Raw genomic sequence first — 15,757 nt, forward strand, 5'->3', positions numbered from 1 at the left:
GCTTAATAATAATTGTTTTAATGAGGCGGTAGTATACAAAAGAAAACCCAGCGGGAATACCGCTGGGTTTTAAGGATATGGCACAAATACGAAAAGTTATTTGTCATTCAGTGCGTCAAGGAAGCGTTCCGCATCCAGTGCCGCCATACAGCCTGTACCCGCTGACGTGATAGCTTGACGGTAGTTGTGGTCCATCACATCGCCCGCGGCAAATACACCTTCGATACTCGCTTGGGTAGCGTTGCCTTCCAGACCTGACTTCACGATGATGTAACCATCTTTCATTTCAAGCTGGTCTGCAAAAATTTGCGTGTTTGGCTGGTGGCCGATCGCAATAAAGGCACCCATTACATCGACATCTTCAGTAGCGCCTGTGTTGACATCTTTAATACGAACACCAGTCACACCCATATCGTCCCCAAGTACTTCATCAAGGGTACGATCGGTATGAAGAATAATGTTGCCGTTTTCGACTTTATCCATCAGGCGGTTCACTAGAATCTTTTCCGCGCGGAAAGAATCACGGCGGTGAATCAGGTGAACTTCAGATGCGATGTTTGATAGGTATAGCGCTTCTTCAACAGCGGTGTTACCACCACCAACTACAGCCACTTTCTGGTTACGGTAGAAGAAACCGTCACAAGTAGCACAAGCGGAAACGCCACGACCTTTGAAGGCTTCTTCAGAGTCAAGGCCTAAGTATTTTGCTGATGCACCTGTTGAGATGATCAATGCATCACAAGTGTACTCACCAGAATCGCCTTTCAGACGGAAAGGACGCTGAGATAATTCAACTTCGTTGATGTGGTCAAAGACGATTTCTGTTTCAAAGCGCTCAGCATGTTCTTTCATGCGTTCCATTAGCGCTGGGCCAGTTAAGCCTTCTGCGTCACCAGGCCAGTTTTCGACTTCTGTTGTTGTGGTCAACTGACCACCTTGTTGCATACCCGTTACCAGCACTGGGTTTAGATTGGCACGTGCAGCGTATACTGCCGCTGTGTAACCCGCAGGACCAGAACCGAGAATTAATAGTTTACAATGTTTTACGTCGCTCATTATGGCTCCAAAAAGGGCGGAACATTTTCTTCGATTGTATGGAAATTCTTATAGCTTTAAAAGCATAAAGAAAGATAGAGATCGAATAATTGGTTATAGATTAGAACTTACTCAAAAGCCGTCGAATATTTACTCTTTAGCATAAAACTCTGTTACTAGTAGAGTTGTCTAGTTTCAAATGCTGTTAAACTTAAAAAATAGAACATAGAACTAACCTGTCTATTTATGGTGGATGTTTATCGTGTTTTTTTATGTTTGTTGAAGCTATCAACGTCAAAAGCTGGTAATTGCAGAATATTTGCGTAATCTATTGTGTAAATTAAATGTTAACCAAATGTACCTCATTAAAGGAGAGAATGATGTTACATTCACGCGAGAATACTCTGCATTTAACCCAGCTCAGCATGGCAGCAATTGAGCAACTTTCACCATCATTCGAAACGCTTCCGCATACAGAGCATGCCGATGGTCAGTACCGACTAAGACGTTATTCTGTCGTGCGTTTTGAAAATGGACAGGTCGTCGATCTAAATAAAAATAGCTTTGTGCAGTCTTCAGATATCAATCGTTTCCAAGGTGATGTTGTGCGTCAGTTTGAGCCTATCGAAAAGAATATTCTGGATAGCGAAGGCTTTAGAGAAATGTGTGAGTTGTTTGTCAACGCCAACCATCTAGTGAATGGACAAGAAATCGAAATTCACCAAATCCGCATCACCGCCTTTGAAGATGAGACTCAAGTAGCACCAGAAGGCGTACACCAGGATGGTTTTGATCACATCGCAATGGTAGGTGTTGGTCGTCACAACATCATTGGTGGTGATATCATGCTATACAGCAGCCACAACCAAGCGCCATTCTTCCGTAAAGTGTTAGAAAATGGTGAAGTCGCCGTGTTGGCAGACAGCAAACTTTGGCACAACGCCTGTCCAATCCGCTCAGTGATTGACGATAAAGCTGGCCATATGGATGTATTTGTACTTACGGCGACGGACAAGCGTAATGAACTTCAATCTTAATCAAATCAGGCAGCAGTTTCCTGCGTTAGCGCAATACCATAACGACAAGCCAGTAACGTTTTTTGATGGCCCTGGCGGTTCGCAAGTACCGCAGTCGGTACTCGACGCAATGGTGGCTTACCTTGGTTACTACAACTCGAATTTAGGCGGACACTATTTTTCCAGCCAAACCTCCGTTGATGTGATGCAAAGTGCACGCGAGTCGGCTCAAGCTCTTTTGAATGCGCCATCGTCTGGCAACATTGTGTTTGGTGCGAACATGACGTCGCTGACTTTTCAATTAAGTCGAGCGATAAGCCGAGAGTGGCAAGAGGGCGATGAAATTATTGTCTCTGCCTTAGATCACTACTCAAACGTGTCGAGTTGGCAGCAGGCCGCTGAAGACAAAGGCGTCATCGTTCATCAGGTTCGTATCAATGAAGATGACTGTACGCTGGATATCGAACATCTTCAAAGTTTGTTGTCGAATAAAACGCGTTTGGTTGCCGTTACCTATGCTTCAAATACCACAGGGTCTATCGTCGACATTGAACGAGTCGTGGAAATGGCACATCAAACTGGTGCTCAGGTTTATGTTGATGCCGTTCATTACGCACCACACCATTTAGTTGATGTTCAGGCGTTAGGTTGTGATTTCCTTGCGTGTTCTGCGTACAAGTTTTTCGGGCCACACGTAGGAATCGCTTACGTTGCAGACCAATGGCTACACAGCATCCGTCCATATAAAGTAGAGCCCGCGACTAATATCGGTCCAGGCCGGTTTGAGACTGGCACGCAGAGCTTCGAAGGCTTGGCGGGGATCACAGCCGCAGTTGAATACTTAGCGCAGTTCGGTGACGAGGGTTTACCACTTCGCCAAAGGCTTGAACAGAGCTATGCGCTTTACAATCAACATGAACAGCGTTTGAGCGAGCGCTTTCTGCAACGTTTGGATGCGTTGGAAGGTGTTAAGCTGTACGGAATCGATAAAGAGTACAGCCAGATTCGTACGCCAACGTTCGCACTGACTTTCGATAAATATTCGCCAGAGTTTATTGCGAAAACCTTGGGTGAACACAATATTTGTGTCTGGAACGGGCACTTTTACGCACTTGGTTTAGTTCGTCAGCTTGGACTGGAAGAAACCGGCGGTGTTGTTCGGATCGGTTGTATGCATTACAACACGCTTGAAGAAGTGGATATGTTGTTTGATGTGATTGAAAGCATTCTTGATGCTTAGTGAATCCAAATAGAAAACAAAAAGCTCGAGCATTTAGCTCGAGCTTTTTTGTATCAAAAGTTGTTAGTTTTTATGCACTGACTTCAACTTCATAAGACGTAAACTTACGTACGTTGATCACACCGGTATCGAAGATCAGATATTGGCCTTTAATACCTTGCAGCGTGCCTGTTACAACAGGGTTCTTGTCAAAGTTATGTGAAGTAATCTTAGTAGGGTGCTGCTGCACTGGATAGCTAAGATCCGTGATGCTTTCACTTAATACTTCGATCGCATCCTCACCGAATTGCTGCTTGATCTCGGCGATTTTGTCTTCAACCAACGGTAGGAGTTCTGCAAATCGGTCCTGCAGTTCAATAGGCTCTCCATCACCTTTCAGCAAGGTGCGCCAGTTGGTTTTATCGGCAATATGTTTGGCCAGCTCAACTTCAATCAAACCAGATATGTGGCGGGTTTTTACTTTAAAGATAGGCAAACCTTGAGTCGCACCCTGATCAATCCAGCGAGTCGGGATTTGCGTGTGACGTGTGATACCGACTTTCAGGCTGGACGTGTTAGACAGATACACGAAGTGATCCACCATGCAGTTTTCTTCGCCCCATTGTGGCTCTCGACAAGTGCCTTGGTCGTAGTGACACGTTTCTGGCTTCATGATGCACATATCGCAACTTGCCAGTTTTCTCATACAAACAAAACAGTGACCCTGTGAGTAGCTCTTTTTGGTTTTCTTGCCGCAAGAACAGCAGAAAATATTGCCAGTGTGGGTAAGCGTTAAGGTTTGACCAAGGAATGGAGAAAGGTCAATTTCTTCATCACCGACGGGAAGACGGTAACTTACTGCACCATCCAGAGAAGCACGCATTTTGTTCAGCGTACCAGTTGCAATTAATGACATAACATTACTCAGTATTGTGTTTTTGCACAGTATATACCGAATGCTAAGTGAGGGGCAGGGGGGAAGAGTGTGTTGAGCGGATTTAGAAACCTTTTGGTTACATTTCTATCGCTAAAGTTCATTCACTATACCGTTAAACCGTGATGGCCTAAATCGTAGTGAAGTGAATGACAGGACATCACCGCTTCAGGTTGTGGAGCTCAAATAAAAAAGGTGGCCAAGTGGCCACCAGTCGGGAAACTGCCGTACATCATTTAGGGGGAAATGAACGATGAGGTACAGCAGTGTAGTGCTAACTAAATTCTCAGGCTTACCAGAAAAGCCAAGCGAACAGTGTCAGAGCACCGATACACGCAATGTTAAGAACAAGACCGATACGCATCATCTCTTTTTGTTTGATGTGGCCCGTACCAAATACAATCGCGTTTGGTGGTGTTGCCACTGGTAACATAAAGGCACACGAAGCGGCGACAGCAATCAGTGCCGAAAGAATCACAGGTGACATGCCTAGAGCTTCAGCAATGGTGGCAAAAACAGGTACTAGCAATGCTGCGCTTGCGGTGTTACTGGCAAATTCAGTTAAGAACACGACGAAGGCAACCACGGCAAGAATTGTCAGCAGAACGCCGGCCTGTTCCAGGAAGCCTGACAAGCTGTGTGCCAAGAATACACTGGTGCCCGTTTCTTTTAGGACATTACTTAAACAAATACCACCGCCGAACAGAATTAATACACCCCAATCGGTTGTTTTTTCGATGTCTTTCCATTCAACCGCTCGAGATGCCCCCAGCAGAAGGATCGCGCCAATAGCGACTAGCGTGTCAAATTTCGCAAAGCCACCTAACATGGCGTTGATTGGCTTGCTGAAAATCCAAAGCGTAACCGTCAGCAGGAAAATCGCCAAAGTGACCTTTTTGCCATTTGTCCACTCGACAGGCGTGTGGTCAAGCTCAAACTTATGGCTTAAGTCAGGCTTGGTCATGATGTAAAGAATCAGTACCGCAACTGGCATCAACAATAGTGAGATTGGCAGACCAAGCTTCATCCACTCGGTAAAGTTCAGTCCAACTTCGGCTGCAGCAATCGCGTTAGGAGGGCTACCAACTAGCGTGGCAATACCGCCGATTGATGCGCTGTACGCGATACCAAGCAGAACGAATAAAAACGTACGATGGTTTTTGTCGCCATCCAGTTTAGTCATTACACCAAGGACCAGTGGAAGCATCATTGCTGTGGTCGCGGTGTTCGAAATCCACATCGACAAGCCTGCACTCACACCAAACAGCATGAAGACGGCCACCGACATTTTTCCTTGTGCTATTAGCAGCACCTTATCGGCAATCGCTTGGTCTAACTTCTGTTTGTGCAGGGCTGCAGCTAAGGCAAAACCACCCAAGAACAAGAAGATGATTGAGTTAGAAAAGTTGTTGAGTGCAGTTTGTGTATTAAACACGCCCAAGAACACAGCAAGTAACGGTATCAGCAATGCGGTAATACTTACGTGGATAGCTTCCGTTAGCCACAAAATAGCAACAAAAACTAAGATGCTAATGCCGGTTACGACTTGTGGTTCAAAGGGTAGGGTATTAAACAAGATAATGAATAGCAGGATATTTGCGTTCAATATCATGCTGTTGCGAGTGAAGAACCAGTTCTTCAATGTCACAGCGAGTGCGGTCATGGGGTGTGCTCCTTATTCATTGCCTTTTTGTCGGTTTTTTATGGCAAGGTAACTGACTTGTATTTATTTATTGCCCAAATGTTACATTGAATGAGAAGTGCAGTTTGGCTTGAATCGTAGAGCGAAGATGAAAATGTGACGTCGAGAATTAGAAATGGGTAGCATTCTACCCATTCTTTTTATAGAAGTATTATTAGAGCCATAAGTCAGCTTTGTTGACTATTCGACAGGAACTTGTCTTGGCTCGATAGGTTCTTTGACAGCGAAAATTGGCTCTTGAGGGCCGAGGAATTTTGGCTGTGTATTTATCACGTAAAGATCGAGAAACGCCTTTACACGGGCCAGCAGTTCTCGCATGCGCATCGATGCTTTCTGTTTGTTTGTATCAGGCCCTGCGACGGCAAGGCATTGTGCGTCGATATGGTAAGCATTGGCGATGAATAGTGCGCGTTCACAGTGGAAGCGTTGGGTCACAATCAGAAAGCGTTCAGAAGCGAATATTTTTTTCGCACGTACTATCGAATCAAGTGTACGAAAACCAGCGTAGTCGAGATGAATGAATTCTTCTGGTACGCCCGCTTTAAGCAGGTCGCGTTTCATCGTCCATGGTTCATTGTAAGAGCGATGGGCGTTGTCCCCACTTAGCAAAAACTGTTTCACTTTACCTTGATTGTAAAGCTCAATCGCGGCGTTGATGCGATGGGTATAGTAAGTATTGAGGATCTTTCCGATGTATTTACTCGTACCGAGCACGACGGCTACCTCATGTTGAGGTATCTCTTCGTAATCAGTAAAAATGTTCTCTTTCGCCTGCAATACCACCCATCTATCGATGGCGATGACGGAGATCAGCAGGCCAAGTACCGCGATCGACAAAATCAAAGCAAGTCGCTTCCATGTAAATTTAAGCATCCACTTTGACCTTATACGAGAAAACAACAAAACGTTTTTTATCCTTAAATGAAAGTGTATGTCTCATCATATCTGATACACACAAAAAGAGAGAAGTCTATTTGTGCCAAAATACGGTTAGGATGATAAAAAAACGCTTAAAAAACAAAAGCCCCTATGGAGTAGGGGCTAATTATTAGTCGAGTTGTTCTTTTGCCGTACAGTTAGAACGATGTTCGCTTGTAACGGCGGTAAACCGGTTGCCAGAAGGATTGGTCAATCGCGACACTAAGTGCTTCGTCGGTGATTTCTAGAGCAACACCCTGCTCAATCGCTTTTTTCGCGACAGCAAAAGCGATTTTCTTCGATACCAGGTGAATTTCTTCCAATGGCGGAAGAAGTGCACCGTGGCCGTTAATTGCCAAAGGAGAACATGTCGCTAGCGCGCGGCTCGATTCCATTAGCATTTCATCAGTCACACGTTTTGCATTCACTGCAAGAACACCCAGACCGATGCCAGGGAAAATGTAGCTGTTGTTACACTGAGCTATCGGGTAAGTTTTACCTTCATGCACAACCGGATCGAATGGGCTACCCGTTGCCACCAATGCTTCACCATTTGTCCAACGAATGATGTCGTTTGGTGTTGCTTCTACACGGCTGGTTGGGTTTGATAGCGGGAACACGATAGGACGCTTACAGTGTTTGTGCATCTCTTCAATGACTTCTTGGCTGAATAGGCCCGGAGCACCAGATACACCGACAAGAACGGTCGGTTTCGCGTTACGCATCACGTCTAGTAGTGAGTAACCCGTACCTTCATTTTCCCACTCTTTGGTGTTGTCATGTTTCTGTACCAAGCGCTGTTGGAAATCAAGAAGGTTAGGCATGCCTTCTTGTAACAAGCCCCAGCGATCAACCATGTAAACCTGAGAGCGAGCCTGTTGGTCAGAAATACCTTCAGAAACCATTTGCGCGATGATGGCTTCTGCGATACCACAACCAGCAGAACCTGCACCCAAGAAGGTAATACGTTGTTGAGACAGTTTAGTGCCAGCTGCCTTACATGCTGCAAGCAGGGAACCAACAGTGACTGCGGCTGTACCTTGAATGTCGTCGTTAAAACAACAAATACGGTCTTTGTAACGCTCAAGTAAAGGCATTGCATTCTTTTGAGCAAAGTCTTCGAACTGGATTAAAGCATCAGGCCAGCGGCGTTGTACCGCTTGCATGAACTCTTCAACAAACGCGTCGTACTCTGCTCCTGTGATACGAGGGTGGCGCCAACCCATGTACATTGGATCAGCCAAACGCTGAGGGTTGTTCGTGCCGACATCCAGTACGATTGGGAGTGTGTAAGCTGGACTAATACCACCACAAGCGGTGTAAAGAGCAAGTTTACCGATAGGAATGCCCATACCACCGATACCTTGGTCGCCCAAGCCCAGGATGCGTTCACCGTCGGTAACAACAATCACTTTTACGTTATGGTTTGCTGCGTTATTCAGCAGATCATCAATGCGGTCACGATTAGGGTAAGAAATGAAAAGACCACGGCCACGACGGTAAATATTAGAGAAGTTTTCACAGGCTGCGCCAACGGTTGGCGTATAGATGATTGGCATCATCTCTGAAACGTGGTTTTGTACTAAGCGGTAGAACAGAGTTTCGTTGGTATCTTGAATGTTACGTAGATAAATATGCTTATCCATGTCACTTTCGAAACCTTTGTATTGTTGGTAAGCACGTTCTACTTGTTCTTGTATGGTTTCAGTGGCTTCAGGTAGCAAGCCCTCTAAGTTAAATGAACTGCGTTCTTCAGCAGAAAAAGCACTGCCTTTGTTCAAAAGAGGGGTTGCCATAAGAGCTGGTCCCGCATATGGAATATATAGCGGGCGTTTGTCGTTGTTCATTAGGTGCCTTATGTAGGGTTAAAGGATGCGCGCTAAATTTTAACGGTTTCCATCTTTAGTTGTAAACATTCGTTGATACACATCAAGGCAATGTTGCAAAATAATTCACGTTTGATGGAAATATATACGCAAAAGAGTTCAGTATATCGGTTGCAGCTAAACATGATTTTTTGCACAGCCATGTATCTCATTATTATTTAGGTATAATGCTCTTCATTCTCAGAACAAGTCCCTCATCTTATGTCTCTACTGCCTATCGATAGCCTAAAAGCCGAATTTGATCATAACCTGCGACACCACCATCTTGTTGTCGAAGCGGAAACCGGATCGGGTAAATCAACACGCTTACCCTTGTGGGCAGCCGGCCATGGTCGTGTTTTAGTGATTGAGCCACGCCGAATTGCGTGCACGTCATTAGCCGAGTTTCTTGCTCAGCAATCGGGCGAGCCCGTTGGTGGAAAAGTCGGCTATGCGATTAAGCTACATGCCTACTTTGATGAGAAGACGGACGTCGTATTTGTTACTCCGGGTGTGGCGTTGCGTTGGTTCGCAGAAGATAAGCTGGCAAACTTCGATATCGTGATGGTTGATGAATTTCATGAACGCCGTTGGGACATTGATCTGCTTACCGCGCTGTTGAAACAGGAAAATAACCATCGGCTTATCGTCACTTCCGCTACCTTGGAAGGAGAGAAGCTGGCTCAATATTTACAGGCTAAACGTCTTCGTTCTGAAGGCCGTTGTTTCCCTGTTTCAGTCACATATCGAAGCCCTGATAGCCGTTATCTTCCAAGCAAGAAAGGCTGTGAGAATGATGTTGTTCGTACAGTAAAAGAAGCCTTGGAGGATGAAGAAGGCGACATTCTGGTATTCCTTCCAGGTCGTAAAGAAATTACTCAATGTGCCCAGATGCTGCAAAGCCTGGAAGATGTGTTAGTGGTCAAGCTGCATGCGTCGGTTAGTGATGAAGAACGCCATCGAGCCTTGACCGTTCAAAATCAACGAAAAATCGTACTCTCGACAAATGTGGCTGAAACGTCACTGACTATCCCCAATATTCGAGTCGTGATTGATAGTGGTTTGGAGCGACGAACCGTACAGCGAAACGGCCGCACCGCATTAACGCTAAGCAACATTTCCAAGGCCAGCGCAGCGCAGCGTATGGGACGAGCAGGTCGTGTGGCCGAGGGGACGTGCATCAGACTCTATGGAGAACATGCGCCTTTAGAGTTAATAACGCCACCTGAACTTCATCGAGAAGAATTAGTCGAGCCTATGCTGGCGGCCGCTTGTTGTGGGTACCGTCTGGCAGAATTGCCATTTCTCGATAGGATCCCAGATAAATCACTAAGCCTGGCGTTTGACACCTTGAAAGCGATGGAAGCGATTAATGACCAAGGTGAGGTCACTGATCATGGCCGAAAAGTGTATCCCTTGCCGATTGACGCCTTGTTTGCTGACTTAGTCACTCGGATTCGAACCAGAGCAGAAAAAGAAGCCATGATTGATTTAGCTGCCGCGCTATCGGTTCCTGCTCAGCTATATCAATTTCAAGGTGGTGAAGCCGCTGAAGCGTTGGCGCGAGAAGAGCCTGCGGGATGTGATGCTTCTCTGATGATTCGTTTAGTTCGCGGAGATAACTTACCGGGGATCTCAGTAGATGCAAATGTGCTGGAAGAAGCACAAGGACTGGCGAAACAAATGCGCGAGCTGTTTGAGTTACCGCAGCTAGAAGTCGCTTCGAGATACAGACGCGATTCACTCTGTCATGCAATCGCAGAACTGCACCCTGAATTGGTGTTCGTACGCAGAGCGCGCCGCCGTGATGCTCTGGGTAACGGTATGATGGAGATGGTGACAGGACGCAATAGCCGTTTTCCTGACAATGAAGAAGCGGCGTTAGTGTTGGATAGCCATAGTGTGCCAGGCAGAGGTGTTAAGCAGACGCTCAATCTTGCTTCGGTGATGATGCCAATTCCGTTATCCATCATTAAAGATCTTAGCTTGGGTGAATGGCAACAAGGTGAAACAAACTACGAAGAAGAGACGCCACGAGCAACCATGAGCCTGGTGTATGCAGGTCGTACCGTCGTAACGGAATATCAGTCGCTGCAAGGGGAAGTCGCCATTCAGTCTATTGTGGAGATGATTGAAAATGAAACCTTATTACCGGGTTTTGCCCCAATAAGAAAACAGCAGATCCTGCATTGGAAGTTGTATAACGCACTGGGACTCAATCAACAAACGATTGATATTGAGGCAATGGAATCACTAACGTTTTCTGGCTGGCTTACTGAGCAACTTCAAACCCTGGGGATTGAGTCAGTTGAAGATATGGAACTCTTCGATGCTGATGATTTGCCTTTTGAAGGCGTTCCAGAATGGGAATACGCGGACTTTGCTCAGAAATTCCCGCTGAAATTATTGCTTGCAGAACTCAAGCTTGATGTGGAGTACTTTGCCAGTCGTAAACTGGTCCATGTTGTTTACAGTGAAGGAAGCCGAAAGGGTGATCCAAAGCGTTGGGAACTGCCTCGTTGGTCAGGTTGGAAAATACAATATAAAAAAGCCAGCCGCGTCGTTGATGTGAAGTGATAACGATTTGCTATCTTCGATACCTGCTGTTATTTATCATATGAATTAATGTTAATTAATCATCTGTATTGCGAATATATTCAGAGTTATTTCTTTTTTAAATTGAAATATTAATCAATTGGTTGCGTATATAGAAAAGCTGTACATTACTTGTTACAAGGCTGGTTTTAATATTTCTTTTTGACCATAAATTAGGGCATAAAAGACTATCCTCTTATATCCCATTGCTATATCAAAATAGTTGGACGATAGTTGGTATATCTCATTTCGAGTGTCGGAGCATAAAGTGGATCAACATAAAAAAACGTGCATTGAATTCGACTACACCAGTTTTTTAGGGGTCACTGCCAGTAAGCGGTGGACCTTTCTGGATGCGTTTGCCACTATCGCCCCCATTTTTGGTTTGATGTGGAAAAAGAACCTTGCTGAGCATAGTAAACCTGAAGACCGTTTATGGGACGCAGCACTAAACTCAATGTCTTCACGTCATAGTGACGAGTCGAACCTGGTAGAGTTAACCCGCCTGGCAAAAGGTGAGGGGATTAATGAACTGCGTATTGTCATGCCTTATTCGTTAGAACCAAAACAAATTGAGTACATTGAATCTCGTGGTCATCTGAAAGTTGATACGCAAGAACAAGATATTCTAAGCATCAAATTATAAGTTATTTCTCCTTTAGATGGTTAGAGTGATCTCTAGCAGGGTCGTTCTAGCATTACCCTCAATCACCGCTACTTCTTTTCCTTCGCGTAAAACTGCCTGTCTCTGTCATGGCGATTCAAATTATCAACGTCACCGATAGAACCTATATGCACTATATTTAACATGTTCTTTAGGCGCAGCAATCTAATTGTCATAACTAGCTTCTAACTTATTGTTTTTAGGCAACTGATTAGACCAGATTGTCGGTGGTATGAGTTAGTCACTTATCTTTGATGAATCTCAGGTAAGCAAATGTTCATCCGCTATGGTCAGTTAGATAAAAAGCAATAAGCAATCAAAAAGGAAGTGATTATGTCTTTTTCTCGTCGAGATTTTATGAAAGCCGTCTCTTCAACTGCCGTGGCTACCGGTCTGATCGGCTGTGGCAGTGATAGTTCTGAATTGGTAGTGGTTACCTTTGATTATGGTGTTGCCAGTGGCGATCCGACTCAAACTCAAGTCATCATCTGGACACGTGTTACCACGGAAGCCGATTATGTCGATGTTACATGGCAAGTTGCATCAGATGAAGGCTTTTCAGATGTGGTGCAAAGTGGCGTGTTTACTACCGATACAAGCCGGGATTTTACCGTAAAAGTCGACGTACAAAACCTCAGTGCGAATTCGCATTATTATTATCGCTTTATGGTTGGTGAGGCGGTAAGTGGGATCGGAGAGACCAAAACCTTACCGGATGAGAGCATAGAGCAGGCATCTATGGCGGTTGTTTCATGCGCGAATTACCCGGCCGGGTATTTCAATGTCTATCGTGAAATTTTAAATCAGCATCAAGAGAGTGCATTTGATGCTGTGCTGCATTTAGGAGACTACATCTATGAATATGGTGCTGGTGGATATGCCAGTGAAGACGCGGAAGAATTAGACAGAGAATCAAGTAAAGGCACCGAGTGTATTACTTTAGATGACTACCGAAAGCGTTATGCACAGTACCGACAGGACCCTGATCTTCAAGCGTTGCATGCAAAGCTGCCAATGATTGCTGTTTGGGATGACCACGAGCTTGCAAATAATGCCTGGAAAGATGGCGCTGAAAACCATCAAGATGACGAAGGCAGTTTTTATGACCGAAGAGCAGCCGCAGCGGCCGCATGGACAGAGTGGCTGCCGGTTAGAGAGAATAGCTTCTCCAGCATGCTGATTTATCGACAATTCTCATTTGGTAACTTAGTGAATTTGATGATGCTCGATACTCGATTAGTGGGCCGAGATGAACCTTTGGACTATTTATCACTCAGTGACTTCAGTATGGAATCTATTGCGGGCTTGGTCGCAGAGTCTCGAAGTGCTGATAGAGAATTATTAGGCGATGAGCAGCTGGCCTGGATGATGAACGAACTGAACACGCAAAACGCAACGTGGAATGTTTTGGGGCAGCAAGTGTTGATGTCTCGTATGGAACTGCCCAGCTCAGTGATGCTGGCAATGTTTCAGTTGTTTGTGGCGACAGAGGAACAAAAAGCCGCAGCGCTGCTTGCGGTCAATTCAGCCATCATCAATTACCTTTCGGATCCTAGTTCAGATCCGGTACTTTTACCTTATAACCTTGATGCTTGGGACGGTTACTATGTGGACCGAGAGAAAGTCTATGCATTGTTGAATGCGAGTTCAGGTAAGTTCGTGTGTTTAGCTGGCGACACTCATAACTCATGGGCGAGTGAGTTGAAGGATGTAGCTAGTAATCCAGTCGGTGTGGAATTTGCGGCTGGCTCGGTAAGTTCTCCTGGTATCGAAGAGCTGTTAGGCCTGGACGCAGCGGTGATAGCTCAGATGGAAGTGGCTTTGCCACAGTTAGTATCAGAGTTGCAATGGGCAGATCTGAAACTGCGAGGGTTCATGCGTGTCACCTTTACACCCGATAAAGCGGAATCTACCTGGTATTTTGTTTCTACTGTTAAAGAGATGGAGTATCAGGTAACGATGAAATCAGCCTCGACAACCGATGGTGTGACGTTAGATATAAGTTAGTTTGGTTTGAAAGTAGATCGAAAAAAGTCCGCATTAATGCGGACTTTCTGTATTAATACACTTCAGTTGGTTATCGAACGTTTTAGTCGATTAACCCATACTCTTTGGCAAGAACGTCAATGATTTCGGCTTTAGGGTTTTCGCTTAACGTGATTGGTTTACCAGTAATTTTTTCTGCAATTCCAATGTAAGTCTTCGAAATATCAAGCAATGACTCAACCGGCAGTTCATTGTCACGAGCCAGCGCTTCACGCTCAGGCATACGCTCTTTGTTTAGCAAGATATCTGGGTCAGGGAAGTGGTTCAAAAGGAACTGACGGAAGCCTTCTTTTGAGTTTTCAACAATGTTGCCTGCCTGGTACTCTTTTGCATCCCAAATGCGAGAAGAGTCTGGTGTGCCCACTTCATCCATGTAGATCAGTTTTTCGTTACCAGCGGCGTCGTGGACGTAACCGAATTCAAACTTGGTATCGACGAAGATTTGATCAATCGCTTCCAGCGCGTTACTGATAACGTTAAAGCCTTCTTTAAGTAACTTTTCGTAAAGCGCGATGTCTTCTGCGCTAGAGAAGTTAAATGCTTCAAAGTTATCGACGATATTCTGGCGAGTGATGTTAACGTCATCCGCTTCTGGTACGCCAGGGATGCCGGTTAAAATGCCTTTTGTAGAAGGTGTCATCAATAACTCAGGAAGCGCTTTGTCTTTTTCCAAACCTTCAGGAAGCTGAATGCCACAGAACTCGCGTTCACCATTTGCGTATGCTCGCCACATAGAACCTGTGATGTACTTACGGCAAATCGCTTCAATTTTAACCGGTTTCGCTTTCTGTACGATCCAAACGAACGGGTGAGGAATATCTAGGATGTGGCTGTCAGCCAGGCCATTGTCTTTAAATAGCTTGAACCATTGGTTCGAGATGGCGTTTAACGCGGCGCCTTTGCCAGGCACACCTTTCAGACCGCCTTCACCGTGCCAAATGCAATCAAAAGCAGAAATACGGTCGCTGATCACCATGATCGCCAGAGGCGCGTCTGGAGCAACATCGTATCCTTTTTCTTTGATCAGGCGGGCGCTGTCTTCTTCAGTTAACCAGTAAACTGAACGAACTTTACCGCTGTGAACGGGTTTTTGGGTGCGAATTGGCAGGTCGTCATTGACGGCAAGTACTTGATTAGCAAGGCTCATTGCGACATTCCTATCATCTTAATCAAACGTCATAAAGAGAAGATATTCAGCTAACGTAAGTCGCTGAATAAATCGAATGTGGGCATCATACCAGAACTATTTTAACTCGCCAGAGAAAAAGCAAACGTTTGCCTGATTTATTAATTCTCTAAGTCGAAGGTAAAAAAATGCCCCCTATAAAGGAGGCGAGATGCAGGATGGATAACGTCGATCTTGTTAGTGATACTGGTTTACTCTGCCTTCGACGAAAAAGACTTCACACTGATAACGCTGGCCAATGTCTCGCAACATGGATTGATTCATAGGTGCTATGTCAGTTGAGGCAACAACCGCACTCGCGTTACCTGAACGAATTGCTTTAACCACAATTTCAACTTCAGAAAGTTGTTGGGATGGCTTCATTTGAATTACGTTTTTACAACAAATATTGGAAGCAGTGAGCTGATCAAAGTTGGGACGAGGACACTCGGAAGTAAATAAGATCCATTGTTTCTGCTGAGACAGAACAGCCAATTTAGAAAGAAGCTGATCAGAAACGTCCATAGGCTGAGTAGCTTGTGCCAGTACATTGTAACGAGAGTATGTTTGATTTTGACCGTGTAACTGCATCTTACTG

General features: G+C 45.2%; 12 protein-coding genes. 5 read left to right on the plus strand and 7 right to left on the minus strand.

Going from position 1 to position 15,757, the window contains the following annotated elements:
- Nucleotides 1-96: 96 nt before the first annotated feature.
- On the minus strand, nt 97-1,056 hold the full coding sequence (gene trxB / locus RXX31_RS05900; RefSeq protein ID WP_317588165.1) for a thioredoxin-disulfide reductase: 960 nt from the start codon (nt 1,054-1,056) through the stop codon (nt 97-99).
- A gap of 359 nt (nt 1,057-1,415) precedes the next feature.
- On the opposite strand from trxB, the gene RXX31_RS05905 reads away from it, so the two are divergent.
- Both RXX31_RS05905 and RXX31_RS05910 read left to right on the plus strand, forming a co-directional pair.
- Nucleotides 1,416-2,072: a 2OG-Fe dioxygenase family protein gene (locus tag RXX31_RS05905; RefSeq protein ID WP_317588166.1), complete on the plus strand. Its 657-nt coding sequence runs from the start codon at nt 1,416-1,418 to the stop codon at nt 2,070-2,072.
- Entirely contained in the window at nt 2,056-3,291 is a 1,236-nt protein-coding gene (locus RXX31_RS05910) for a cysteine desulfurase-like protein (RefSeq protein WP_317588167.1), read from the plus strand. Before RXX31_RS05905 ends, RXX31_RS05910 begins: the two co-directional genes overlap by 17 nt.
- 70 nt (nt 3,292-3,361) lie before the next feature.
- Here the strand turns inward: RXX31_RS05910 and RXX31_RS05915 are convergent, their stop codons facing one another.
- The 4 genes from RXX31_RS05915 to RXX31_RS05930 form a co-directional block, all read right to left on the minus strand.
- Nucleotides 3,362-4,186 (minus strand): DUF2797 domain-containing protein, encoded by an 825-nt coding sequence (locus RXX31_RS05915; protein ID WP_317588168.1) that lies wholly within the window; start codon nt 4,184-4,186, stop codon nt 3,362-3,364.
- Nucleotides 4,187-4,496: 310 nt separating this feature from the next.
- A complete protein-coding gene (locus tag RXX31_RS05920; RefSeq protein ID WP_317588169.1) occupies nt 4,497-5,867 on the minus strand; it encodes a DASS family sodium-coupled anion symporter in 1,371 nt (456 codons plus the stop codon).
- 219 nt (nt 5,868-6,086) lie between these two features.
- Nucleotides 6,087-6,779, minus strand: coding sequence for a vancomycin high temperature exclusion protein (locus RXX31_RS05925; protein WP_411197967.1), 693 nt, complete (start codon nt 6,777-6,779; stop codon nt 6,087-6,089).
- A 203-nt stretch (nt 6,780-6,982) separates the two neighbouring features.
- Nucleotides 6,983-8,671, minus strand: a complete 1,689-nt coding sequence (locus tag RXX31_RS05930; RefSeq protein WP_317588171.1) for an NAD-dependent malic enzyme — start codon at nt 8,669-8,671, stop codon at nt 6,983-6,985.
- A gap of 240 nt (nt 8,672-8,911) precedes the next feature.
- Here RXX31_RS05930 and RXX31_RS05935 point away from each other — a divergent pair, with 240 nt between their 5' ends.
- From RXX31_RS05935 to RXX31_RS05945, 3 genes are all read left to right on the plus strand, one after another.
- Nucleotides 8,912-11,266: a helicase-related protein gene (locus RXX31_RS05935; RefSeq protein WP_317588172.1), complete on the plus strand. Its 2,355-nt coding sequence runs from the start codon at nt 8,912-8,914 to the stop codon at nt 11,264-11,266.
- Between the two features lie 286 nt (nt 11,267-11,552).
- Complete coding sequence (locus RXX31_RS05940) at nt 11,553-11,930, plus strand: transporter (RefSeq protein ID WP_317588173.1); 378 nt, start codon at nt 11,553-11,555, stop codon at nt 11,928-11,930.
- A gap of 351 nt (nt 11,931-12,281) precedes the next feature.
- On the plus strand, nt 12,282-13,955 hold the full coding sequence (locus tag RXX31_RS05945) for an alkaline phosphatase D family protein (RefSeq protein ID WP_317588174.1): 1,674 nt from the start codon (nt 12,282-12,284) through the stop codon (nt 13,953-13,955).
- Nucleotides 13,956-14,037: 82 nt separating this feature from the next.
- Here RXX31_RS05945 and RXX31_RS05950 read toward each other — a convergent pair whose 3' ends face one another.
- Nucleotides 14,038-15,141, minus strand: coding sequence for a phosphoribosylaminoimidazolesuccinocarboxamide synthase (locus tag RXX31_RS05950; RefSeq protein WP_317588175.1), 1,104 nt, complete (start codon nt 15,139-15,141; stop codon nt 14,038-14,040).
- 216 nt (nt 15,142-15,357) lie between these two features.
- Entirely contained in the window at nt 15,358-15,750 is a 393-nt protein-coding gene (locus RXX31_RS05955; RefSeq protein ID WP_317588176.1) for a SulA-like leucine-rich domain-containing protein, read from the minus strand.
- Nucleotides 15,751-15,757: the final 7 nt, after the last annotated feature.

The organism is Vibrio sp. EA2 (assembly GCF_033042495.1).
Lineage (GTDB): Bacteria > Pseudomonadota > Gammaproteobacteria > Enterobacterales > Vibrionaceae > Vibrio.

Coding starts and splice junctions, on each gene's coding strand:
- trxB (WP_317588165.1), bottom strand. CDS start 1,056: ATGAGCGACGTAAAACATTGTAAACTATTAATTCTCGGTTCTGGTCCT.
- RXX31_RS05905 (WP_317588166.1), top strand. CDS start 1,416: ATGTTACATTCACGCGAGAATACTCTGCATTTAACCCAGCTCAGCATG.
- RXX31_RS05910 (WP_317588167.1), top strand. CDS start 2,056: ATGAACTTCAATCTTAATCAAATCAGGCAGCAGTTTCCTGCGTTAGCG.
- RXX31_RS05915 (WP_317588168.1), bottom strand. CDS start 4,186: ATGTCATTAATTGCAACTGGTACGCTGAACAAAATGCGTGCTTCTCTG.
- RXX31_RS05920 (WP_317588169.1), bottom strand. CDS start 5,867: ATGACCGCACTCGCTGTGACATTGAAGAACTGGTTCTTCACTCGCAAC.
- RXX31_RS05925 (WP_411197967.1), bottom strand. CDS start 6,779: ATGCTTAAATTTACATGGAAGCGACTTGCTTTGATTTTGTCGATCGCG.
- RXX31_RS05930 (WP_317588171.1), bottom strand. CDS start 8,671: ATGAACAACGACAAACGCCCGCTATATATTCCATATGCGGGACCAGCT.
- RXX31_RS05935 (WP_317588172.1), top strand. CDS start 8,912: ATGTCTCTACTGCCTATCGATAGCCTAAAAGCCGAATTTGATCATAAC.
- RXX31_RS05945 (WP_317588174.1), top strand. CDS start 12,282: ATGTCTTTTTCTCGTCGAGATTTTATGAAAGCCGTCTCTTCAACTGCC.
- RXX31_RS05950 (WP_317588175.1), bottom strand. CDS start 15,141: ATGAGCCTTGCTAATCAAGTACTTGCCGTCAATGACGACCTGCCAATT.
- RXX31_RS05955 (WP_317588176.1), bottom strand. CDS start 15,750: ATGCAGTTACACGGTCAAAATCAAACATACTCTCGTTACAATGTACTG.